Origin of the sequence: Allobaculum sp. Allo2, from assembly GCF_022701175.1 — a bacterium.
Classification (GTDB): Bacteria; Bacillota_I; Bacilli_A; order Erysipelotrichales; family Erysipelotrichaceae; genus Allobaculum; species Allobaculum fili.
The window spans coordinates 257,195-277,753 of sequence record NZ_CP078088.1 but is presented as its reverse complement, the minus strand read 5'-3'; the positions used below and the strand labels follow the sequence as shown (position 1 = coordinate 277,753).

Sequence of the window (20,559 nt, the reverse complement as noted above, 5' to 3'; positions counted from 1 at the left end):
CAGATTTCCGGGGCATGCGAGCAGAAAGGCGTGCGAAAATACCCGTGCAAACGCCTGTGTGAATGTACGCAGTTGCGTGAACAGAAAGGAAAGAAAAAGATGACCCGACTTGGCAAAATCAAACTGATCGCAGAAGTCCTCTGGAATCTTTTTCTCGTGTTCTTTCTGCCCTTTACCAGCCCGATGAAAGTCAAGATGCTTCTGGCCTACATCATCATCAACTGGATTTGCGGCCGCTACCGTCATAAGGCGTTTCTTATCTGGGATGAAGTCCGCTATATCGCGCAGGCGTATATCGGAATTTTTCTGGTTGACCTGCTTCTCTTTTCCTTGTGCGATCTGACGTGGGCAAGTTTTGGCTGGCTTGTTCTGTATTTGGTTCTGAGTCTGATCGGCGTGCTGCTTATCAACCGCTACGCCCACCTGATCTTCTGGAAATTCGTGAAGGAAAACGTTCTGATCGTCGGCACGGGCGAGATTGCGGCCAATGTCTACGACGTCTGCAAGCACAACCGTTTTTCGCTGCTCGACGTGCGTGGCTTTATCCGTCTTTCGCCCGATGAAAAAATCGAGCTGCCCGAAGCCGTCCAGAAGTCGGTCGGCATTTACCCGTTAAGCGAACTCGAAAGCCAGATTCGCCAGAAGAAAATTTCAACGGTCATTGTGGCCGATGAATTTGTACCGGTCCCGGCGCTCAAAAAGCTGATGAACCGCATTCAGAAATGCGTCAAGAAAATCAAGTACATCCCCGTCATGGACGGGCAGATCAATTTTGCGACGACAATCGATGATTTTGACGGGCAGCTGATGATTTCCACCGCCAGCGGAAAAATGACGTGGGCGCAGAAGGCGTTCAAGCGCATGGTCGACATTCTGGCTGCCATTCCCGGCGTGCTGCTTTTGCTTCCCATGACGATTTACGTCTGGCACGTCAACCGCAAATACCATAATGAAGGGCCGATTTTCTTTTCGCAGGAGCGGATCGGCAAGGACGGCAAGCTCTTTAAAATTTACAAATACCGTTCCATGGTCATGAACGCGGATGAAGTTCTCGAAGACATGCTGAAAAAGGATCCGAAACTGCGGGAAGAATATGAAAAGAACAAGAAGCTCGAACACGATCCGCGCATCATTCCGGCCTGGGATCGTCTGCGCAGAAAAAATGTTGATGAGTTTCCGCAGTTTATCAACGTTCTTAAAGGCGACATGTCACTGATCGGACCGCGTCCGTACCTTCCAAGAGAACAGAAAGATATGGATGGCCATTACGAGGACATCATTCAGACCAAGCCTGGCATTACCGGCATGTGGCAGACCCATGGCCGTTCCAATGTCGATTTTGAACGGCGTCTCGAACTCGATTCGTACTACTACCACAACTGGAGTACGTGGCTCGACCTGACGCTGCTCGTACGCACACTGAAAATGCTGCTTTCCCGCGAGGACAACGGTGCCCGCTGAAAGCAGCATTTTTGGTTTTATTCTGGATCCGAACTGGATTCTGGATCAGGCTCGGATCCGAAACGCTTTTCGTTTTCCTGTAAAACTGAGAATCCCTGAAACTTGTCGTGAAGAAAAACATGGTAAACGTGCCCTGAGCGATGCGTTTGCCGGTTTCATCAAAGATTTCTACCGTATAGACCCCCGTCGACTTGCCGGCGTGAATGCGGCTCGCCTCAGCCGTAAGCCGGCCGGGTTTAGCAGCCGAAAGGCAGTTCATGGATGAACTGAGTGTCACAACCTGCCCGCCATCCGCGGTGGCGCAGACGCCGGCAGCCATGTCCGCCAGCGTGGCCAGGACACCGCCATGGACCATGCCGTAAATGTTGATCAGCGAAGCCGTGGCGTTCAGTTCAGCGCACGCGTGTCCGTCACTGAGCGCCGTAATCGCCAGTCCGTTTTCCTTGAGAAACGGGTTGTGCGTATTGATGAATTCAATCGTCTTTTCGTACGATCTCGAATGATCCTTCATAAATTTCCTCCTTCGCAGGCGAACAGCCTTTTACTTCCCGTTCTTTTCGAAAGGAAACAGGATGAATCGAAGCATTGTAAGCCGATCACTGATAAGATATCGAATATACATTCCAAAAGTCAGATCCTCTGATTCGATGGATAAAATAAAAACGTTAAGAAAAAGAAAAACAGCAGGGTTTTAAAATCCTGAAAACGGAAAACTGAGGTGGAAACGAAATGGATATTTTCTTCTGGATTATCGCAGCTCTTCTCGTCGGCATGGGCGGATTTACGGGCTACACAAACTGGAAGCTTTATTTTCAGTCCAGAAAAATGAGAGAACACGTACTGAAGACGCATCAGAATGCGAAGGAAGTCCATGTGGGGACAGTTCGCATCTGGATGTATGCGGCGATGTTCGCGGCATGTATCGGTCTAGGCATCATGATTCTGGTCATGCCGGCCGCAAGCGAAGCGGTGGAAGAAACCCGCTATTCGCAGGCGATCGTCTATTTTGGTCTGGCGGTCTTTGCGGCAGCCATGTTTGGCGAAGCGCTCTGCGACGGTACGATTGTCCTTACGCCGGATGCCATTTTGTATGAAGCGGATCTGATCCGTTTCAAGAACATTCGCGCCATAAAACCGGCCAAGGGCTGGTTCAAATCGAGCATGATTTATCTGACAAACGCCAAGGAGCTTGCCGTCAGCAAGAAAATGGCTGCCTGGACGATGGAAGAATGGGAGAAATGGAAAGAAGAGAAAAATCCGCTCCCAAGTCCCGTAAGGAACGCCGTCTGGAAGCCCGCAGAAAGAGAGATGCGCAATGAGGAAACTGATCCTTTTAGGGGAAGGCTCATTTGGTCCGGCGCTGCTGGACAGCACGCTGGCCATTACCGGTCTGGAAGCGGATGAAGATACGTTCGCCATTCCAGGCGATAATGTGGATCGCATACGGCAGACGATGGATTCCATCTGCAACACCGTCCACAACAAGGACTCGCTGCTGATTCTGTGCGATGCTGCCATGTCCAAGGCCATGCAGGAAGCGTGGCTTATTCTCGAAAAGCGGCACATGATCGAACGCATGTTCATTATCGCCGGCGCCAACGTCCCCTGCGTGAGCGCGGCGCTGCGCTATAAAGATCAGATCGCTTCCGATGGTGAACTCAGTCAGGTTCTTCTCGCCGAAGGCCGCAGCGGACTCACCCCGATCGGCATCTAGGTCATCCATCCTGACCCGATCCATAGTTGTCGGGACAGCTGAAAATCACAAATGGAAAACGAAAAAGCAGGAGCCGTCCTGCTTTTCTTTTTAGCCGGCTGTTTCTCAGAAGAAAGCGGGAGCAGCTCGCGCTCTCCACGGTGTACGCTGCAGAATCCATTGACCCGGGCATATCAATTGAATCGGATTGTAAAATATGAAATTCGTTCAAATATATCATTTAAAAAGATTGAGAATGAAACGTTTTAACCGGGCATGAGACGTACGGGGAGAAACGAGAATGCTAAGATACAGGTGAGCAGTAGAACAGCTCGCTTCACAATCATATTCCCTTTCTTTAAAAACTTTCTTGAGTAGAGCCGGAGCAAGCCGGCTTTATTTTTTGGGCTGTATGAACAATCTGGGGTACACTCAGCGCACAAAAGAAAAATATTCGCTAAAATTACCCGATGACATGAAGGCAAGGTTCTTAACTTTCTCTTATTACAGAACGGTAAGTCCTTTTTCAGGCGGCTTTACAGGTACAATGCATTTGAAATCCGAAGAGGGGATTTCAGACGCGTTTTTTAAAGCCAGGACGGGCGCATGAAGCGCTTCGGTCGGCCCAAAAGGGGAAAAGGGCCTGTGCTATAATCGAACGGAGGAAACCTGACTATGAAGCAAGACAAATTACTGATCACCATGTTCTCGAGTGCCGACTCAGTAGCCGGTCAGGGTGTGGGAAGCGCCTATGAGGAGCAGGTTCGCCTGATTCAGGAAGGAGCTTCCGACCTTTTGACGTGGAAATCAACAAGTGGACATCGAATCCGGATATCCAGCATTTTCATACGCTGGATCCCGCGTTTCTGATCCGCCTGAAAAACAAAAGGTCCGCCAATATTGCTTACTGCCATTTTCTCCCCGATACCCTGGAGGAATCGCTGAAAATTCCAGAGTTCCTTTATCCGACGGCCGAAAAATACATTATCAATTTTTACAATTCCGCCGACCGCCTCGTCGTGGTCAACCCTTCCTTTATTAAGGAACTGGAAAAATACGGAATTGACCGATCGAAAATTTATTACATTCCGAACTATGTTTCCAAGGAAAAATTCCATCGCCTGCCCGAGGCCGACCGTCTCGAAATGCGCCAGCGCTACGGGCTGAAGCCGGATGATTTTGTCATTCTCGGCTGCGGCCAGGTGCAGACGCGCAAAGGCGTGCAGGACTTCGTCGCCACGGCGAAAGCCATGCCTGATGCCCAGTTTGTCTGGGCCGGCGGCTTCTCCTTTGGTCCAATGACCGAAGGCTACGAAGAACTGAAGAAAATGATGGACAATCCGCCAGCCAACGTGACCTTTACCGGCATTGTCGAGCGGGAAGAAATGGTCCGGATTTACAACATGGCGGATGTTCTGTTCATCCCCAGCTATAACGAGCTTTTCCCGATGACCATTCTGGAGGCAGTCAATCTGTCGCTGCCGCTGGTTACCCGGGATCTGGATCTGTACCGGGATATCCTCTTTGACGACTATCTGCGGGGCAATTCCAACGAAGAGTTTTGCGAACTGCTCTCCGCTCTGAAAAACAACGAAGAGCTGTACACCTTCTGGTCGCACAAGAGCGATCACTTATCCGAATTCTATTCCCGCGAACACGTGCTGGATCTCTGGCGAAAATTTTATGTGGATGCGTGGAAGGAAAAATTCGAGACTCCAAAGGAGCCCGCACATGCGCCCGAATAAAAAGTCTTCTGGAATATTCTTCTGATTGTCGCGGTAACCGTTGTGGCGATGTATTTTGCGCTGAAAGACAACTTCAGTCAGATTGTCGCCGCCATCGCGCAGATGAATATTTTCTCCCTGATTTTTGTTCTGGGGTGGGGCCTGGCCATCAACGTCGTGATCGGCGCGGGCTACATGGTTCTGGCAAGACATTACCAAAAGAATTATTCGCTCAAGCAGGGAACCGTCGTCGCGTTTACGGGAACGTTCTTTGCGGGAATTACGCCGTCTTCAACCGGCGGCCAGTTCGGTCAGGTTTACGTCCTGAAAAAGCAGGGCTTTTCCTACAGCGACAGCGTGGGACTGCTCTGGGCAGATTTCATTATTTATCAGACCGTCATGATGATTTACGTGACGCTTCTGTTCATCTTCCGCTTTACGCACTACGTCAATCTCAATGCGTGGGTGTGGATCGTTGCCGCGGGCTATCTGGTCAATCTGGTCGTCATCGCAGCGCTGTATACCCTCGCGCTGTTTCCAAAATGTATATCTGGCTTTCCGGCAAGCTTCCCATTTGGCTTTCGAAGCTGCATCTGATTAAAAATCCGGAAGAGCAGGTCAGCATCTGGATGGAACAGGTGACCGGCTTTACCGAGCAGATCCGCAGTCTCTCTAAAAACAAGACGCTTGTTCTGAAAACCGCTCTCGTCAACTTCGTTCGTCTGACGATGTACTTCTCCCTGCCGTATCTGGTGGCGATTGCCCTGGGCATCCCGCTGTCGATCGATCAGCTGATCGATACCATGGCGCTGGCTTCCTTTGTCACGATGGCCAACAGCTTTGTTCCCCTGCCCGGCGCAAGCGGCGGTACAGAAGTGTTCTTTACGATGCTTTTTCCGGCATGCTTGGAAAGCTGACCGGTGCCGTGCTTCTCATATGGCGCTTTGCTTCCTATTACATCCCTGTAATTGGCGGGGCGCTGGTGTTCATGATTTTCAAAAACCGCATGACCGCCAAAGAAGAAAAGGAAAAGCTCAGCGAAATTTCAGCGGATCTTTCATCGAGCGGCGATGGAGAGGCAAAAGCCGAATCGAATGTCCGTCCGGATTCGGAAAAAGCCGATCCAGACCTCGATTCGAAGACCGAAACGCCTGCTTTGAACACGGAATCTTCTTCGGGCAGCGAGCCGGCAACGCCGCAAGGGGATGCCGGCAAAACTCGGAACATGTCCATCGTATCTTTGCCCTCCGCGCTTTCGGCATCGGATGCGCCCTGCGCAAAGATCGAACCTGGAATCTGAACAGCGTGTAAGCCGCCTGCGATTTCGGATCACAAGCGGCTTTTTTCTGGGCGCTTTGCCGTGGACAAGGCGTATAATCGTTAGCTGAATACACTTTTGTACAGGTAAACTGTAAAAGAAGAAATCCCAGAAAAACCGATACAAAAGGCGTGCATGCGGAGTTGCCCGGCGGCACCCGTGCACACACCGTATGCATGAGAAAAGCGGGAATTTGAAAAATGGCCCGCACCCACTAAGACGCAGACCCCTTTCTTCGGGGTGTTCGCCGATCAGACATTAAGACGATAGATACGTTTAGAGAAACAGAAACTTTTTGAAATAGAAGGTTTTCGAAACCGAAATTCTGAGAAATAGAAATCTTGAGAAATAGAAATTCAGGAAAGGATGAGGAAAATGAGAATCGCACTGGTCAGTGATACGTATGTACCGGATATTAACGGTGTGGTCAGTTCGACGGTGACGCTGAAAAACGCCCTCGAAAAGGCCGGCCATACGGTTTTTGTGATCACAAACCACGCCGGAACCAAAATCGACTATGAGGACGGCATTCTGCGTCTTCCGGGATTCCGGCTCAAAAGTCTTTACGGCTATAAGGTCTCTTCTCCCATCAATCTGGGTGCTGCCGCCTATATTGAAGAGATGAATCTGGATGTGATTCATCTGCAGACCAATTTTGGCGTCGGCCTGTACGGACAGCACATGGCCAAGACGCTGTCCATCCCTCTGGTCGAAACGTACCATACGATGTTTACCGACTATACCCACTACATCAATCCGCGCGGCAACGAAAAGATCGACCGCTTTTCCAAGGACGCCATCAAGGCGGCCAGCCGCAAAGTCTGCAACAATGTGCAGGCAGTGGTGGCGCCGAGTGAAAAACGCGCGAAGCGCTTATTGAATACGGTGTGCTCGCGCCGATTTACGTTATTCCGACCGGTCTGGATTTAAGCCGGTTTACCGACATTGATCCGCAGGACGAGGAAGTCCGTGCCATTCGTGCTCGGGTGAGTGAGGATCCCGAAGCAGTCATTCTCGTCTTCGTTGGCCGTCTGGCCAAGGAAAAGTCGCTGGAAATGCCTATTGATGCGATCTCATCGTGTTCCAATCCGCACGTTCATCTGGCGGTTGTCGGCGATGGACCGGACGCGGACTACTACAAGGCGTATGCTGCTGCAAGACCGGGCAGCGAGCGCATTCATTTTCTGGGTGCCGCTCCCGCGACAGCATTGGGAAATACTATCAGGCGTTTGACGCGTTTGTTTCCGCCTCTCTCTCCGAGACGCAGGGCATGACGTATCTGGAAGCCATGGCTGCCGGCCGCATGGTTTTCGGACGCCGTGATGAAGTGCTGGACGATTTGCTGGAAGAAGGTAAAACCGGCTTTTACTTCAACAGCCCGGAAGAACTGAATGTAAAAATTGAACAGTTTATCGCGCTCGATCCCGCCAAAAAGAGGAAGCCCGTGAGAAATGTCAGGAGAAAATCCGGCCGATGACCGCGGAAAACTTCGCTTCGGCCATGGAAGGCGTGTACCGGCAGGCGATTGAAGACTACTCGCACACGTTTGAAGTCAGCCGCATTCAGTTTTCCGGCGACTATATCCTTCTGACGCTCGAACGCGATTCTTCCGATGAGCCTGTCAAGCTGCTCATGCCCATGGACGATTTCCACGATCTGAAAATCGCCATCGGCACCAAGCTCGACGGCTATCTGGTCAGCAGCTATCTGGACCTGCAGAAATTTTACTGGTGCATGTATAAAACCAAAAATCGTCTGGCTGGCCGCGACATGACGCGCAAGCAGGCCGTCGACTACTGCATGCTCAAGCTCAAGGCGCCGCTTCCGATTGCCGAGCAGGCTGCCGATGAACTGGTCGCCGCCGGTCTCATTGACGACCGCCGCTACGCGATGGAAAAAGCGGATTACTGCCAGTCCTGCGGTCTGAGCCGCAAGCAGGTCGAATCCCGTCTGTACAAAGTCGGCATCGACCGGGAAATTATCCGGGAAGCGTGCGCCAGTCTTTCCGAGGAAAAAGAACACAGTAACGCCGGTCAGGCTGCCCGCCGCCTGGCCCGCACAATCAAAACCAAATCCAGCAGGGAAACCCGAAGAACGGTAACCCAGAAGCTGATGGCGCGCGGCTATTCGTTTGAGGCCGCCAAGGACGCGGCCGAAGAGCTGGTCTTTGACGAAGACGCGGACGCCAACGCCCTGCAGGCGGCATTCGCGAAAGCCATGCGGCTGAACGCTTCCCGACCGCCCGAACAGAAAAAAGAGCGCATCCGGATGTACTGCCTGCGGCAGGGCTTCGAACGGGCCGATATTGATGAGCTTTTGGAGAGTGAAAATTTATGATCAGTGAACTTCTTGCGGAAGGGAATATTACCTTTCCTGCCTGATCGCCCGCAGTGAAATCGGGCGAAGCAATAAAAACGTGCCTTACCTCTCCTTCGATCTTCAGGATTCCAGCGCCGTGCTCGACGCCCGCTACTGGAATCTGACCGAAGAAGAAGCCCGTCAGTGGAAAGAAGGCATGGTCGTCGAAGTGAGCGGCGAACTCAAGCGCTACCGCAACGCGTGGCAGCTGCGCGTGTTCTCGATTCGTCAGATCGAGGGCAACCCGGTCGACTATACCCCAAGCGCTCCTCTGCCGCGGCAGTCGATGGAAGAAGAAATCAACCGTCTGATTGACGGCATTTCCAGCCAGGCGATTCACGATATCGTTCGCATGGTTCTCGATGAAAACTGGGAAGACTTCTTCACGTTCCCGGCAGCCGTGCGCAACCATCATCACTGCCCGGGCGGTCTGGCCTGGCATACGCTGGCCATGGCGCATCTGGCGCAGAGCCTTCTCGATCTGTACGAATGGCTTAACTACGACTTGCTGCTCGGGGGCGTTCTGCTCCACGATGCGGCCAAAGTCGAAGAATATACCGATCCGGTCGTTCCGGAATATTCCACATCCGGCAATCTGGTCGGTCACATTTCTCTGGGCGCGCAGTATATTGACCGCGCGGCCATGAAACTCGGTCTGGAAGACAGCGAGGAAGCAGCGCTGCTCAAGCACATGGTGCTCAGTCACCACGGCAAGCACGAATATGGATCGCCGGTTCTGCCGATGATTCCGGAAGCCGAAGCGCTCAGTGCCATCGACAATCTCGATGCCCGCCTGTTCATGATTCATGAAGCGGTGGAAGTGCTGAGCCGGGAACCTTCTCCCAGCGCAATCCGCGTCTCGATAATCGGATGTTCTACCGCAAAAGCTGGGATGACGACAGCACGCACCGTCCGTACACCCAGGACTTCCTGAATACGCAAAGGAAACGGCCGGCCGTTCCCAGAACAAGCCGGATTCCGAAGCGGCCAAAGCGCAGTCGGGACAAGAGCAGCAGCCGGAACAGGCTGAAAAAGCTGCAAAAACGGAAAGAGCCGAAAGAGCCGAAAAACCGGGAAAAAGGAGAAGACTCCAGAACGTCTTCCAGATCCCGCCGGGATTCGGACACGGGTTCTTCCCGCCCAAGAAGCAAGGAAAAAGTCTGGACGTTCTAGAATTCAAAAATCCGGAAAATCCAGAATCCGAAGGATTCGCATTAAAAACCGAAAGACGATACGAAAACAGGGAGCCATCTCCTGTTTTCTATATGCCGGGTTTTCTATATGCCGGTCTGATTTTTGCAAGCCAGTTCAAACTGCGCAAAACCGGCGCAGTCAAACCAATAGGGTCATGCGCCGAAAAACCGTACTTTAAAGGAAAAACAGGGTAAAGTGATTCCTGTCGGCCAGATCCTGCGCAAAAGCACCCGATGGCTGAAGTCTTCCTCCCAAACGGGAGAAGATCGCAAACGAAAACCTGAATAAACGGGTTTGTGCAAAACCCGGACACCGAATACAGAACACAGAAAAGGAGAACGTATGAAAGTTGGATTTGTATCTCTTGGATGCTCCAAGAACCTTGTGGATTCCGAAGAAATGATGGGCATGCTGAAGGCAGCCGGCCATATTCTCGTCTCGGATCCGCGCCATGCCGAAGCCATTATCGTCAATACGTGCGGGTTCATTAACCCCGCCAAGGAAGAAAGCATCCGCACCATTTTTGAAATGACGCGCTATGCCGACAAGGTCATCGTGACCGGCTGCCTGGCTCAGCGCTATGAAAAGGAACTGCGCGAACAGATCCCGGAAGTGGCCGCCGTTGTACCGCTCAAGGACTATGCCAAGCTGCCTGCCATTCTGAAAGATATTTTGAATCAGGAAAGCGAAGTTCCTTACCTAAAGCAGTATCGGACAATTTCCGGCAACCCGTGGAGCGCGTATGTAAAGGTAAGCGACGGTTGCTCTAACCGGTGCGCTTTTTGTGCAATTCCTTTGATAAGAGGAAATCAACACAGTAAGCTTATACATGAAGTAAGGGAAGAAGCGGAATACCTTGCTTCCAGCGGTGTCACTGAGCTCACCCTGATTGCTCAGGATACGACCAAATATGGCCTCGACAACTACGGTCAGCTGATGCTCGCCGATCTCCTTCGTGAGCTCAACGACATCGAAGGCATTCACTGGATTCGCATTCTTTACATGTATCCGGATGAAATCGAAGATGACCTGCTCGAAGCCATGCGCGCCAGCAAAAAGTCGTTCCGTATTTCGATATCCCCATGCAGCATGCGAACAACCGTCTACTGAAGAAAATGAATCGCCGGGGAACGAAAGAGGACGTACTCGCTCTCACCCGCAAAATTCGAGCAATGTTTCCGGAGGCAGTGCTTCGAACTACTGTGATTGTCGGATTCCCTTCTGAAACGGAAGAAGAATTCAATGAACTGCTGGACTTTATCAGGGAGGTTCGCTGGGACAGACTGGGCGCCTTCACCTATTCGAGGGAAGAAGATACCCCGGCCGATAAAATGGACGATCAGATTGATGAATCGATCGCCGCGGACCGTCTGAACCGCCTGATGGCTGTTCAGAAAGAAATCAGTCAGGAAAGCAACAGAAACAAAATCGGGAAAGTGATGGAAGTTCTGGTGGAAGAACAGGAAGCGCTGACCGGCCGCTATCGCGGACGTTCCATGGCGGACGCCCCGGATGAAGTGGATGGTCAGGTAATCTTCACTGCCTCTTCTCCAGTCGAATGCGGAACGTACGTTCCGGTTCGCATTACCGATGCCACTCAATATGATCTGATTGGAATCTATGAGGGATAAGTTCCTCTCAGAAGAATTCATGGAGCGGCATGGTTGCATTCAAGGAGGTTGTTGACCATGACCAAAGAACAGTTAGTTGATGCTTTGAAAGCAGCCGTCGGAGGCACGCCTTACGGCGACATGCTCGTGGACGAAGCAGCTGTAACGTATGACGATAAGGATAAAAAGTACGGACAGGATATGAAAGATCGCCTGGACGAACGCCTTGGCATCCTGAAAGCCTACGAACGCATTCATAAAGACGCCGGCGCAGACGCGAAAGCCACTGCCGAAGCCGACAAGATTGCGATCGTTGAAAAAGCGCTCGCTGCTCTGAAATAACAGACCATCAACAGGTTCATCCTGAAGAATACCTTGTTCAGAAAATGCCGTTCTGGCAGATCCTGAACGCTTTCATCCCATGGATGGAAGGACGACCGGCAAAACCGGCATGATAATGAGCTCGTTTGTGCTCATTGGGAGAATACAATCATGACCAAAGAAGAACTCGTCAGCACACTGAAAGCCGCAGTCGGCGGCACCGCTTATGGTGATTCCCTTGTGGAAGAAGCCGCAGCTACCTATGACGATGCTGACAAGAAATACGGACAGAACATGAAAGACCGTCTCGACGAAAAACTCGGTGTTCTGAAAGCGTATGAGCGCATCCATAAAGATGCAGGTGCAGAAGCTAAAGCTACAGCCGAAGCCGACAAGATCGCTATCGTAGAAAAAGCTCTCGCCGCTCTGAAGTAAGAGTACCGGCCTATACCGATAAAAAGATCGTTTGATCCAGGAGATAAAAATCATGACTAAATCCGAATTCGAAGCAAAACTGAATGCCGCTGTAGGCGGAACTGCATATGGTGACGAAATCGTAAAAGACCTCGTTGATCATTTCGACGAAACTGGCAAATACGCACAGACTGCCAAAGATCGTCTGGATGACAGAATGGGATCCCTCAAAGGCTGGGCTAAACGTCATGCTGACGAAGGCGACGCTGCTGCCGCAAAAGCAGAAGAAGCCAAGATTGCTATCGTAGAAAAAGCACTGGCTGCTATTGAATAAGCGCAAGCCAATCCAAAACCGAATAAAAGACCCTTACGGGGCATGGACAATGTCCATGCCCCGTTTCTGACTTTTTAAATATAACGGCCGGGCTGTCTTTCCTCTGGACAGGATCACAGGACACCTGTCCGAAAAAGGAACCGACAGAATGCGGGCCGGGAAAGGGAGTGTCCATCGTGTACGATGAGCTGGAACTCCAGGAATTTCACGCCCTGGCGCCTGTCGTATCGGATACAAGCACCACGCTCATTCTCATGTCGATGCCAAGCGTCGATTCCGAGCGGGAACAGTTTTATTTTGCGGACACCAGCAATCGCTTCTGGCCGCTGATGTCCACGCTTTATCACATGCCAGCCAAAACCAGGCAGGAGCGCCTCGATCTGCTTGCGAAAAATCACATCGCGCTGTGGTCGGTCATTCAGTCGTGCCTGCGCCACGAAAGCCGGGAAGATACGATGCAGGATATTGTTCTCAATGATGTCCATGCCTTTTTGAAACAGTATCCGAAAATCAGTCGGATCGTCTGCATCAGCCACGATACGTACCGGCTTTTGCAGGAAGCCGATGCACAGGCTGCTGCCATGGCTTACGAAGTGCCGTCGCCCTCGCCTGCCGATCTCTGGTACGATTCGACCGAAAAGCTGATGGCGGCCTATGCCAGAGCGCTTGGTCTTCGCTAGACAGGCTATAAACAAAGACTGGAATCCGTCAAAAACAAAAGTTCAGACGGGATCCGATCAAAGATCTGACGATAAAATCCGGCAAAGCGCCGGATTTTTTATGGGGAAACAAATGGTCAGAACCGCGCAGACCAAGCGTGTCCTATACAATGAAACAGAACGGAAATCGACAGCGAAGAGTTCAGGATTTTTGATTCCAATTTACGATAAGGAGATTCACTATGGAAAAACTGTACTGGGCCAAAGTCAGAGAAGATGCCCAGATCCCGTCAAAGCGGCAGGAAGATGCCGGATACGATTTGTATCCGTGTTTTGAAGAAGACTTTATGCGCATTGATCCGCTCCACACGGTTCTGATTCCGCTTGGAGTGGCTTCGGCTTTGATGACAATTATGTTTTATTCCTCAAGGAACGGGGAAGTACCGGAGTGAAAGGCATGTCCGTTCGCGCCGGTGTCATCGATTCCGGCTATCGCGGGGAATATATGGTACCGATCACCAATGTGAACGATCGCCCGCTGCTCATTATCAAAAAAGCGGCTCTGTCGGCGATGAGCGAAGACGAAAAAGCCGGCTTTATCCTGTATCCGTACGAAAAGGCGTGCGCGCAGGGTGTCCTCCTCGTCATTCCAGAGCTGGAAACGCAGGAGATTTCTCTTCAAGAACTGCAGGCCATTCCGTCTTTGCGCCAGGCTGGGCGCCTGGGAAGCAGCGGAAAGTAGACACGAAGAAACAATCAAAGACGCTAATCCAGGGAGAAAAACTCGAATTGAGAGGAAAGAGAGAAGAGCAATGATTATTTTCGGAACTGATTTTGATGACACGCTGTATTTTCATCATCAGGGCGGCGTTCGAGAAGAAGACGCGAAAGCCATTCGCCGCTTTCAGGCAGCGGGAAACCAGTTTGGACTGGTAACCGGCCGTGCCCGGACGATGAGAGGGCTGCTCGAAGATATGAGCGAGCATAAAGTGGATTTTGATTTCTGGATTTTTTCCAATGGAGCTCAGGTGTGCGATCGCTCCAGTCGGATTTTGTACCAGCGTTTTCTGGATCCCGCTTTTGTGCGGGAAGCGGTCGAAGACATGCCGGATGTCGGCTTCATTTTCCATGGAGAAAATGAACTGATTCGTACGCCGAAGAAAAATTATCCAGATTTTCCAACGCGCATTGTCCGTTCGGCTTCCGAATTTGATCCCTCACGCATTCTGGCCATTTCTTTTTCCCATATAACTCCAGAAGGCGCTCAGCTCTTAAAAGAAACCCAGAAGCGAGACGATGTCATCGCGGTGGCGAACTCGCGATTTGCGGATTTCAATCCCGTGGGCGTAACGAAAGGAACGGCCTTAAAAGCACTCGCTGCACAGATCGGAAAACCCGGGGATTTTACAGCGGCCATCGGCGATTCCTTCAACGATCTGAGCATGCTGGAAGAAGCGGATGTATCCTTTACGTTTCCAGACAGTCCAAAGGAAGTTCAGGAAGCGGCAACGCATATCGTAAGCGGCATTGCCGAAGCAGTGGACATTCTGCTTCGTCTGCAAAACAATCCGCACGCCGAGTCCAGATAGCCAGTAACTGCCCGGCCAGCGCAGTTTGGAAGTCCAGCACGCAAGCTGGCGATATGCAAAGCAAAAACAGAAACAGGAACGAAATAAAACGCCCAGAGCGTCCGCTTCTCCTTCTGCAGAAAGGAAAGCCGGAACTCTGGGCGTTTCATTTTATATAAGGGGATTTGTAAGACAGGAGATTCTTGATGAAGTCAGGAAATCCTAGTCGGCAACCGGCTCGAGCCATTCGGTTGAGCAGTCTGTTCCTGGAATTTCAAAGGCAAGGTGAGAGAACCAGGAATCGTTGGCAGCACCATGCCAGTGCTTAACGCTGGCGGGGATTTCGATGATGGTTCCCGGTGTCATTTCTACGGGATCTTTGCCCCATTCCTGATACCAGCCTCTTCCGCCGACGCAGATCAGAACCTGACCGCCGCCGGTTTTCGCGTGGTGAACATGCCAGTGGTTTTTGCATCCCGGTTCAAAGGTAACGTTGGAAATCGGAAGCGGTCCGCCGGAAACGGGAGCCAGCCAGCTGCGGCCGTCAAAATACTGCGCATAGGCATCGTTTGGCTTTCCAACCGGGAAGAAGATGGTCTTCGCGTAAGCCGCCAGTGCGGCATCTTTGCTGGAATCCCTGGCTTCGGGTTCGTCGTTCCAGATCGCTTTGGCGTGGTTGAATACGGCCCAGGCTACCGGCCAGCCGGCATAGAAGCCGCCCTGGGTAATCAGCGCGGAAATTTCTTCTTTTGTTACGCCGTTTTCTTTCGCGAAGCCGAGATGGTGATCCAGAGAAGCGTCGCAGAGACCGCGTCCCATGAAGATGGAGATGACGATCATGCTGCGTGTTTTGGGAGGAAGGGGCGGGTCGTTCCAGACCTCTCCAAAGAGAATGTCATCGTTATAGCGGGCAAAGTCCGGTGCAAATTCGCCAAGGGCATTGCGGCCCGCAGTCTGTACAATTTTAGCCATGATAAAGTCCTTTCCTGAACGGATTCATTAATCGCAAAAACAAGTTCACAAATACAAGTTCACAAAACAGGGTCGATCAAAATCGAGACTCAGGCATGGAATCGAAAATTGGATTTCGAATCGATGCGTTTACGCATACAGAGAGCGCCTCTTTGCTAGTTCAGGCTTTCGATCCACGCATTCAGCTGGGCGTCTGTCGTCTGCGGCGTGATGCGCAGGCCCTGTTTCCAGTCAATTTTCGGGAAGTTGCGCTCCAGCTGGCTTTCTACGCCTTCCATGCCGGATCCGCCGGATGTAATAAAGGGAGCCACTTTCATTCCCGCTGTATCCACCTTGCTCAGGAAGGTGTTGATGATGGAAGGAGCCTGATACCACCATACGGGGAATCCGATCAGCAGCGTATCGCAATCCAGATGGTCTGGAAGCGTCTTGACGTCTACGGGTGCCATCGGTTTTTCATCTCGAGCGTGGAACGGCTCGTTTTATTCGTCCAGTCGAGATCGCTGGCGGTGTACGGAACGGCCGGTTCGATTTCAAAAACCGGCGAATTCGTCAGATCGCCTAGCCGTCTGGCCGCTTTGGCGGTAATGCCGCTGGCAGAGAAATAAACAATTTGAATGTTCATTGCATACCTCCAGAGAACAGATCGGATTGGACATTCTGTCCCATGTCCGCATTCGATGTACTTCTGTTCTTTCTGACTTCAGTATTATCCTGCCCTCACCTTATGTCAATATAGATGAATACCTATCTTTATATTCGAATATTGCATTAGCGTTATAGATAATCTGCAGTTTAAAAGGCCAATAGAAAAGCCGCCATTTGGATCGATGGCGGCTTTTATGAACGATGCAGAAAAAGAACAGAAACAGATCCATTTGACAGAGCAAAGGAAGATGAAGTCTTCACTCAGCGGGACGAATCTTCGCTGCATTCGGTCTGTGAAGGACACGAACACGTTACGCCTTCGCTGGTAAGATATGTCAGAAACTTATCCATTAAAGGCGGCTGCGGAAAGCGTTCCTTCCAGGCAATGGTCAGACAGGAAGACATCGCCGGCGAAAGCGGAAGAACTTTCAGGTCCGGATGATCGTAGGCGGGCACATTGGCAATGCTTAAACCAATGCCAATGCCGTTGCGGACCATGAGAGCGCATGTGGAAGACAGCGAGGAACTGCCCGCATAGCGGATGCAGCGTTCGGTTTTGTGAAGCCAGGAAAGAATCTGGGTTCGGATTTCCTGGCGATACGGCAGAATCAGGGGCTGGCCGGCAAGATCTTCCGGCGTGATGACTTCCTTTTCGCAGAGCGGATCATCGCTTTTCAGAATTGCACCCCAGCTTTCCCGCTGTTTCCAGCAGAGCGTTTTGTACCCGTCCAGACATGTAGGAAGCATGAAGAGTCCAAGATCGGCCAGACCGTGGTCGATCATTTCGCGGATCGTCGTTCCGTTGCCGGTCACAAACTGAAGACGTACGCCGGGATACAGTTTCTGGAAGCGCGCGGCGATCTGAATGAGTTCATCGGTTGCCGCAAATTCGCCGCAGCCGATGATCAGTTCGCCCGCGATCGGGTCATCAAAAGACTGAAGTTCTTTCATCGTCCGTTTTTCCAGATCCAGCATTTCCTGGGCGCGGCGCGCGAACATCAGACCTTCCCGGGTCAGATGCAGAGACTTCGCCTGCCGCTCAAAAAGCGGGGCGCCAAGATCTTCTTCCAGCTTCTGGATCTGGCGGCTTAATGTCGGCTGGGTCAGATTCAGGACTTTGGCCGCTTTGTTCATGCTGCCGGCTTCAATAATGGATAAAAAATACTGACACGCTTTGAGATCCATACACTCACCTGAACCCTTTCTCTGTTTATGCTGCTGGCTGCGGAACCGTCAAAAAACGGTATCCGGATCAGATACATGTTAACAAAAAATGAAGGAATCACATATGAAGTGCCGAAGAACAGCGTATCCATGAGCACCCCTTTTGCCCCAAATCTGAACAGATTGATCAAAATAACCAGAAAGTCCAGAACGACTCTCGCTTTGTCCAAATTGCAATCCAGTCAGGCACCAGAAAACAGGAAGGTCGGCATGCGCACCGGAAAGGTTCGCCAGCCTGTCAAAGGAAACAGAGCGGCGCGACATTCGAAAGCGGCAAAAAGAAGGCCAGACCGAAAGGCAGAGCAGGGATGGCAAAAGTGCATAAAAAAACTGACCTGAGTATTCTCAGGTCAGGAACTGTTCTGGTTGCGGGAGAAGGATTTGAACCAACGACCTCCGGGTTATGAGCCCGACGAGCTACCAGACTGCTCTATCCCGCGATATGTATGGCGGAGAAGCAGGGATTCGAACCCTGGCGCCGCTTGCGCGACCTACCGGTTTTCAAGACCGGACCCTTCAACCACTTGGGTACTTCTCCATAAAAATGAAAATGGTGGCTAGGGTGAGACTCGAACTCACGACCTTCCGGGTATGAACCGGATGCTCTAGCCAACTAAGCTACCTAGCCAAAATATAAAGATGAAAATGGTCGGGACGACAGGATTTGAACCTGCGACCCCTTGCACCCCATGCAAGTGCACTACCAAGCTGTGCTACGTCCCGATAAAAATGGCGCGCCATGCAGGAGTCGAACCCACAACCTTCTGATCCGTAGTCAGACGCTCTATCCAATTGAGCTAATGGCGCACTTCGTTAACGCATGGTCTATTATAGCAAACCTTCACCCGTTGACAACTCTAAAGACACAAATTCAAAAATAAAATGACGTCCGCCCTTTTTGAAAAATACAGGCTTTCCAGAGGCTTTCCCCGAGGGGAATAAAAGGAAAAGGAAGCGCCGGCAGCGCGTTATCCGGACCAAGATCTTCTGGATCCGGCACCGATCCTGAGTACGAAACAGTCTGGCTGTCACCGTCCAAATGAACATAGGGAGCTTTAAAAGGGCTTTCATTTGCGATTAAGATTCTTTTATAATAAAAACGTTGAAGTGCCCGATCAAGATTTGTACGGATTGGGACAAAAAGAGGAAAAAGATGAAAAATACGAAATGGCTTCGACGCATTGGCGGAAGTCTGCTTGGCGGAATGATGGCGATGAGTTCCGTCTCGATGCAGATGGTTCTGCCTGTGTCTGCTGAAGAAGCAAACTCGGATTCCAATCAGATGGTGTCCGAACCTGAAGTTGTTCCTGTAAGCGTGATCGATTCCGATAAGCGAACCGTGAACCTGAATGCAAACTGGAAGTTCACCTTATCCGACCCGGCGAATGCCCAGAACAGCAGCTTTGACGACTCCAAATGGGACAGCGTAAACCTTCCGCATGACTATTCCATCGACCAGGACTATACTCCGGCCGGTGAAGCCGAGAGCGGCTATAAGCTCGGCGGCGTGGGCTGGTACCGCAAGGTATTCACCGTTGCCCCAGACTTTAATAAACGCATGGTTGTCGAATTCAACGGCGTTTACATGGACTGCGAAGTGTACATCAACGGACACAAACTCGGCGGCCACCCCTATGGCTACACCGGTTTTGCCTTTGATCTGACCGATTACCTCAATAAAGATGGCGAAAACGTACTGGCTGTACGTGTAAACCATCAGACTCCGTCTTCCCGCTGGTATTCCGGAAGCGGTATTTACCGTGACGTTACGCTGACGATTACGGATGACGTTCATGTCGGCTATGACGGCATTGCGGTAACGACCCCAAACCTGGAGACCGAAAAAGGCGGCAATGTAACAACGCATGCGGCTGCAGATATCGTCAACGATTCCAGCGCTTCCAAAACGATTACCGTAAAACAGACCGTACTTGACGGAAGCGGCAATGCGGTTGGTACAGCATCGAAAGATGTAACACTGACGGCCGGCGAAAAGCAGAATGTTGCGCTGGATGTCATGGTTAACAACCCGACACTCTGGAAAACCAATCTCGCCAAAGACGAACATGCAGCGCTCTATACGCTGAAAACCGAAGTTGTTGAAAGCGGCAAGACTGTTGATACAACCGAGACGACCTTCGGCTACCGCTACTACTCTTACGACAAAGACACTGGCTTCTCGCTGAACGGCGAAAAATGAAGTTTAAAGGCGTCTGCATGCACCACGATCAGGGTTCTTTAGGTTCCGCCGCTGAAAAGCGCGCCATCGAGCGTCAGGTGCAGATCCTGAAGGAAATGGGAGCCAACGCCATCCGCGTGACGCATAACCCGGCTGATCCTTACCTGCTTGAAGTGTGCAGCCGCGAAGGCATCATGGTCATCAATGAACTTTTTGACGGCTGGATCGGTGCCAAGAACGGCAACTACAACGACTATGCGCGCTTCTTTGAACAGACGGTCGACGCCGACAACGAAATTCTGAATAAAGAAGAGGATGACAAGTGGTTCGAGTTTGATACCCGGGCTGCCGTACAGGAAAGCCGAAACGAAGCGTCTGTCCTCATGTATTCGCTCGGCAATGAAATTTTTGAAGGGTCCTACGACTGGAGCGCGCAGAGTGCCCGACTGGCCAATGCGATTATGGATGTGGTCGAAGCCAACGATACCGGACAGTTCCTTACGTTTGGCGGAAACCGTCTGAAAAGCGGAACGCAGGAAGACGCGGTAGCCAACGCGATCGCAAACAGAGGCGGTCTGATCGGCTTTAACTACACCGTCACATCGCAGTACAACTCCAAACGAAGCCAGAATCCAACCTGGAAAGTGTACGGAGGCGAAACGGCGTCCCATATCAATTCCCGCGGCGTATACAACGTACTCTCTAGCGGTGCGCTCAACGCGGACAATCTTCTGACCAGCTATGATTATTCCGCGGTCGGATGGGGCCATACAGCGAGCGACTCCTGGTATACCGTTATCACCAACGACTACAACGGCGGCGAATTTGTCTGGACCGGCTTCGACTATCTCGGCGAACCGACGCCAAAAATGGAGTAGGTAC

General features: G+C 51.4%; 26 protein-coding genes, 5 tRNA genes and 2 pseudogenes. 23 read left to right on the top strand and 10 right to left on the bottom strand.

Annotation, left to right across the window (positions count from 1 at the left end):
* Positions 1-99: 99 nt before the first annotated feature.
* Positions 100-1,461, top strand: coding sequence for a sugar transferase (locus KWG61_RS01775; RefSeq protein ID WP_230268027.1), 1,362 nt, complete (start codon positions 100-102; stop codon positions 1,459-1,461).
* On the top strand, positions 1,451-1,726 hold the full coding sequence (locus KWG61_RS01770; RefSeq protein ID WP_242744758.1) for a hypothetical protein: 276 nt from the start codon (positions 1,451-1,453) through the stop codon (positions 1,724-1,726). The genes KWG61_RS01775 and KWG61_RS01770 overlap by 11 nt, the downstream gene beginning before the upstream one ends.
* Here KWG61_RS01770 and KWG61_RS16900 read toward each other — a convergent pair.
* Positions 1,640-1,972: pseudogene (locus KWG61_RS16900) on the bottom strand (PaaI family thioesterase); the annotation flags it as partial. The gene KWG61_RS01770 and the pseudogene KWG61_RS16900 sit on opposite strands and share 87 nt — an antisense overlap.
* Positions 1,973-2,190: 218 nt before the next feature.
* Between KWG61_RS16900 and KWG61_RS01765 the strand changes: the two are divergent.
* From KWG61_RS01765 to KWG61_RS01670, 19 genes and pseudogenes are all read left to right on the top strand, one after another.
* Positions 2,191-2,865, top strand: a complete 675-nt coding sequence (locus KWG61_RS01765; RefSeq protein WP_242744757.1) for a hypothetical protein — start codon at positions 2,191-2,193, stop codon at positions 2,863-2,865.
* Positions 2,777-3,175: a hypothetical protein gene (locus KWG61_RS01760; RefSeq protein ID WP_230268024.1), complete on the top strand. Its 399-nt coding sequence runs from the start codon at positions 2,777-2,779 to the stop codon at positions 3,173-3,175. Before KWG61_RS01765 ends, KWG61_RS01760 begins: the two co-directional genes overlap by 89 nt.
* A gap of 779 nt (positions 3,176-3,954) precedes the next feature.
* Positions 3,955-4,899, top strand: a complete 945-nt coding sequence (locus KWG61_RS01755; protein WP_242744756.1) for a glycosyltransferase family 4 protein — start codon at positions 3,955-3,957, stop codon at positions 4,897-4,899.
* A 48-nt stretch (positions 4,900-4,947) separates the two neighbouring features.
* Entirely contained in the window at positions 4,948-5,475 is a 528-nt protein-coding gene (locus KWG61_RS01750) for a lysylphosphatidylglycerol synthase transmembrane domain-containing protein (protein WP_242744755.1), read from the top strand.
* A gap of 32 nt (positions 5,476-5,507) precedes the next feature.
* Positions 5,508-5,795, top strand: a complete 288-nt coding sequence (locus KWG61_RS01745) for a flippase-like domain-containing protein (protein WP_242744754.1) — start codon at positions 5,508-5,510, stop codon at positions 5,793-5,795.
* Positions 5,780-6,178, top strand: coding sequence for a hypothetical protein (locus KWG61_RS01740; protein WP_242744753.1), 399 nt, complete (start codon positions 5,780-5,782; stop codon positions 6,176-6,178). Before KWG61_RS01745 ends, KWG61_RS01740 begins: the two co-directional genes overlap by 16 nt.
* 393 nt (positions 6,179-6,571) lie before the next feature.
* The gene (locus KWG61_RS01735; protein ID WP_242744752.1) at positions 6,572-7,126 is read left to right on the top strand and encodes a glycosyltransferase; all 555 of its coding nucleotides are present in this window, start codon (positions 6,572-6,574) and stop codon (positions 7,124-7,126) included.
* Positions 7,127-7,251: 125 nt separating this feature from the next.
* Positions 7,252-7,673: pseudogene (locus KWG61_RS16895) on the top strand (glycosyltransferase).
* Positions 7,670-8,533, top strand: a complete 864-nt coding sequence (locus tag KWG61_RS01720) for a RecX family transcriptional regulator (protein ID WP_242744750.1) — start codon at positions 7,670-7,672, stop codon at positions 8,531-8,533. The pseudogene KWG61_RS16895 and the gene KWG61_RS01720 overlap by 4 nt, the downstream one beginning before the upstream one ends.
* 79 nt (positions 8,534-8,612) lie before the next feature.
* The gene (locus KWG61_RS01715) at positions 8,613-9,488 is read left to right on the top strand and encodes a 3'-5' exoribonuclease YhaM family protein (RefSeq protein ID WP_242744749.1); all 876 of its coding nucleotides are present in this window, start codon (positions 8,613-8,615) and stop codon (positions 9,486-9,488) included.
* Between the two features lie 602 nt (positions 9,489-10,090).
* Entirely contained in the window at positions 10,091-10,858 is a 768-nt protein-coding gene (locus tag KWG61_RS01710; RefSeq protein WP_256460738.1) for a radical SAM protein, read from the top strand.
* A 5-nt stretch (positions 10,859-10,863) separates the two neighbouring features.
* Entirely contained in the window at positions 10,864-11,379 is a 516-nt protein-coding gene (locus KWG61_RS15750; RefSeq protein WP_256460737.1) for a TRAM domain-containing protein, read from the top strand.
* Between the two features lie 57 nt (positions 11,380-11,436).
* Positions 11,437-11,700, top strand: a complete 264-nt coding sequence (locus KWG61_RS01700) for an FRAT-87 protein (protein ID WP_230268018.1) — start codon at positions 11,437-11,439, stop codon at positions 11,698-11,700.
* A gap of 150 nt (positions 11,701-11,850) precedes the next feature.
* Positions 11,851-12,114 (top strand): FRAT-87 protein, encoded by a 264-nt coding sequence (locus KWG61_RS01695; protein ID WP_230268017.1) that lies wholly within the window; start codon positions 11,851-11,853, stop codon positions 12,112-12,114.
* Between the two features lie 52 nt (positions 12,115-12,166).
* Complete coding sequence (locus KWG61_RS01690) at positions 12,167-12,427, top strand: FRAT-87 protein (RefSeq protein WP_230268016.1); 261 nt, start codon at positions 12,167-12,169, stop codon at positions 12,425-12,427.
* A gap of 176 nt (positions 12,428-12,603) precedes the next feature.
* A complete protein-coding gene (locus KWG61_RS01685; protein WP_242744748.1) occupies positions 12,604-13,107 on the top strand; it encodes a DNA-deoxyinosine glycosylase in 504 nt (167 codons plus the stop codon).
* Positions 13,108-13,328: 221 nt separating this feature from the next.
* Complete coding sequence (locus tag KWG61_RS01680) at positions 13,329-13,538, top strand: hypothetical protein (RefSeq protein WP_242744747.1); 210 nt, start codon at positions 13,329-13,331, stop codon at positions 13,536-13,538.
* 5 nt (positions 13,539-13,543) lie between these two features.
* On the top strand, positions 13,544-13,828 hold the full coding sequence (locus KWG61_RS01675; protein ID WP_242744746.1) for a hypothetical protein: 285 nt from the start codon (positions 13,544-13,546) through the stop codon (positions 13,826-13,828).
* Between the two features lie 70 nt (positions 13,829-13,898).
* Complete coding sequence (locus tag KWG61_RS01670) at positions 13,899-14,675, top strand: HAD family hydrolase (protein WP_230268013.1); 777 nt, start codon at positions 13,899-13,901, stop codon at positions 14,673-14,675.
* Positions 14,676-14,876: 201 nt separating this feature from the next.
* On the opposite strand, the gene KWG61_RS01665 is transcribed toward KWG61_RS01670, so the two are convergent.
* The 9 genes from KWG61_RS01665 to KWG61_RS01630 form a co-directional block, all read right to left on the bottom strand.
* Positions 14,877-15,626, bottom strand: coding sequence for a carboxymuconolactone decarboxylase family protein (locus KWG61_RS01665; protein ID WP_230268012.1), 750 nt, complete (start codon positions 15,624-15,626; stop codon positions 14,877-14,879).
* Positions 15,627-15,781: 155 nt separating this feature from the next.
* Positions 15,782-16,075: a flavodoxin gene (locus KWG61_RS15745; protein ID WP_256460736.1), complete on the bottom strand. Its 294-nt coding sequence runs from the start codon at positions 16,073-16,075 to the stop codon at positions 15,782-15,784.
* A complete protein-coding gene (locus KWG61_RS15740; RefSeq protein ID WP_256460735.1) occupies positions 16,063-16,251 on the bottom strand; it encodes a flavodoxin in 189 nt (62 codons plus the stop codon). Before KWG61_RS15740 ends, KWG61_RS15745 begins: the two co-directional genes overlap by 13 nt.
* 284 nt (positions 16,252-16,535) lie before the next feature.
* Positions 16,536-17,459 carry a LysR family transcriptional regulator gene (locus KWG61_RS01655; RefSeq protein ID WP_230268010.1) on the bottom strand — a complete coding sequence of 308 codons (924 nt, stop codon included), beginning with the start codon at positions 17,457-17,459 and terminating at the stop codon, positions 16,536-16,538.
* Positions 17,460-17,861: 402 nt separating this feature from the next.
* Positions 17,862-17,938 (bottom strand) — tRNA-Met (locus KWG61_RS01650).
* Between the two features lie 7 nt (positions 17,939-17,945).
* Positions 17,946-18,036, bottom strand: a tRNA-Ser gene (locus KWG61_RS01645).
* A 13-nt stretch (positions 18,037-18,049) separates the two neighbouring features.
* A tRNA-Met gene (locus KWG61_RS01640) sits at positions 18,050-18,126 on the bottom strand.
* Between the two features lie 18 nt (positions 18,127-18,144).
* Positions 18,145-18,221: transfer RNA gene (locus KWG61_RS01635), tRNA-Pro, on the bottom strand.
* A 7-nt stretch (positions 18,222-18,228) separates the two neighbouring features.
* A tRNA-Arg gene (locus KWG61_RS01630) sits at positions 18,229-18,305 on the bottom strand.
* Between the two features lie 346 nt (positions 18,306-18,651).
* Between KWG61_RS01630 and KWG61_RS01625 the strand changes: the two genes are divergently transcribed.
* Together KWG61_RS01625 and KWG61_RS01620 are read left to right on the top strand one after the other, a co-directional pair.
* The gene (locus tag KWG61_RS01625; RefSeq protein ID WP_242744745.1) at positions 18,652-19,698 is read left to right on the top strand and encodes a glycoside hydrolase family 2 protein; all 1,047 of its coding nucleotides are present in this window, start codon (positions 18,652-18,654) and stop codon (positions 19,696-19,698) included.
* A 17-nt stretch (positions 19,699-19,715) separates the two neighbouring features.
* The gene (locus KWG61_RS01620; RefSeq protein ID WP_242744744.1) at positions 19,716-20,555 is read left to right on the top strand and encodes a glycoside hydrolase family 2 TIM barrel-domain containing protein; all 840 of its coding nucleotides are present in this window, start codon (positions 19,716-19,718) and stop codon (positions 20,553-20,555) included.
* The last annotated feature ends 4 nt before the right edge of the window (positions 20,556-20,559 follow it).

Bases quoted from the DNA above. Each gene is read 5' to 3' on its own strand.
- KWG61_RS15750 (WP_256460737.1), top strand. From the start codon at position 10,864: ATGAATCGCCGGGGAACGAAAGAGGACGTACTCGCTCTCACCCGCAAA.
- KWG61_RS01625 (WP_242744745.1), top strand. From the start codon at position 18,652: ATGAAAAATACGAAATGGCTTCGACGCATTGGCGGAAGTCTGCTTGGC.
- KWG61_RS01675 (WP_242744746.1), top strand. From the start codon at position 13,544: ATGTCCGTTCGCGCCGGTGTCATCGATTCCGGCTATCGCGGGGAATAT.
- KWG61_RS01765 (WP_242744757.1), top strand. From the start codon at position 2,191: ATGGATATTTTCTTCTGGATTATCGCAGCTCTTCTCGTCGGCATGGGC.
- KWG61_RS01775 (WP_230268027.1), top strand. From the start codon at position 100: ATGACCCGACTTGGCAAAATCAAACTGATCGCAGAAGTCCTCTGGAAT.
- KWG61_RS01760 (WP_230268024.1), top strand. From the start codon at position 2,777: ATGAGGAAACTGATCCTTTTAGGGGAAGGCTCATTTGGTCCGGCGCTG.
- KWG61_RS01740 (WP_242744753.1), top strand. From the start codon at position 5,780: ATGCTTGGAAAGCTGACCGGTGCCGTGCTTCTCATATGGCGCTTTGCT.
- KWG61_RS15740 (WP_256460735.1), bottom strand. From the start codon at position 16,251: ATGAACATTCAAATTGTTTATTTCTCTGCCAGCGGCATTACCGCCAAA.
- KWG61_RS01670 (WP_230268013.1), top strand. From the start codon at position 13,899: ATGATTATTTTCGGAACTGATTTTGATGACACGCTGTATTTTCATCAT.
- KWG61_RS01665 (WP_230268012.1), bottom strand. From the start codon at position 15,626: ATGGCTAAAATTGTACAGACTGCGGGCCGCAATGCCCTTGGCGAATTT.
- KWG61_RS15745 (WP_256460736.1), bottom strand. From the start codon at position 16,075: ATGGCACCCGTAGACGTCAAGACGCTTCCAGACCATCTGGATTGCGAT.
- KWG61_RS01620 (WP_242744744.1), top strand. From the start codon at position 19,716: ATGCACCACGATCAGGGTTCTTTAGGTTCCGCCGCTGAAAAGCGCGCC.
- KWG61_RS01735 (WP_242744752.1), top strand. From the start codon at position 6,572: ATGAGAATCGCACTGGTCAGTGATACGTATGTACCGGATATTAACGGT.
- KWG61_RS01690 (WP_230268016.1), top strand. From the start codon at position 12,167: ATGACTAAATCCGAATTCGAAGCAAAACTGAATGCCGCTGTAGGCGGA.
- KWG61_RS01680 (WP_242744747.1), top strand. From the start codon at position 13,329: ATGGAAAAACTGTACTGGGCCAAAGTCAGAGAAGATGCCCAGATCCCG.
- KWG61_RS01720 (WP_242744750.1), top strand. From the start codon at position 7,670: ATGACCGCGGAAAACTTCGCTTCGGCCATGGAAGGCGTGTACCGGCAG.
- KWG61_RS01750 (WP_242744755.1), top strand. From the start codon at position 4,948: ATGTATTTTGCGCTGAAAGACAACTTCAGTCAGATTGTCGCCGCCATC.
- KWG61_RS01700 (WP_230268018.1), top strand. From the start codon at position 11,437: ATGACCAAAGAACAGTTAGTTGATGCTTTGAAAGCAGCCGTCGGAGGC.
- KWG61_RS01745 (WP_242744754.1), top strand. From the start codon at position 5,508: ATGGAACAGGTGACCGGCTTTACCGAGCAGATCCGCAGTCTCTCTAAA.
- KWG61_RS01695 (WP_230268017.1), top strand. From the start codon at position 11,851: ATGACCAAAGAAGAACTCGTCAGCACACTGAAAGCCGCAGTCGGCGGC.
- KWG61_RS01655 (WP_230268010.1), bottom strand. From the start codon at position 17,459: ATGGATCTCAAAGCGTGTCAGTATTTTTTATCCATTATTGAAGCCGGC.
- KWG61_RS01710 (WP_256460738.1), top strand. From the start codon at position 10,091: ATGAAAGTTGGATTTGTATCTCTTGGATGCTCCAAGAACCTTGTGGAT.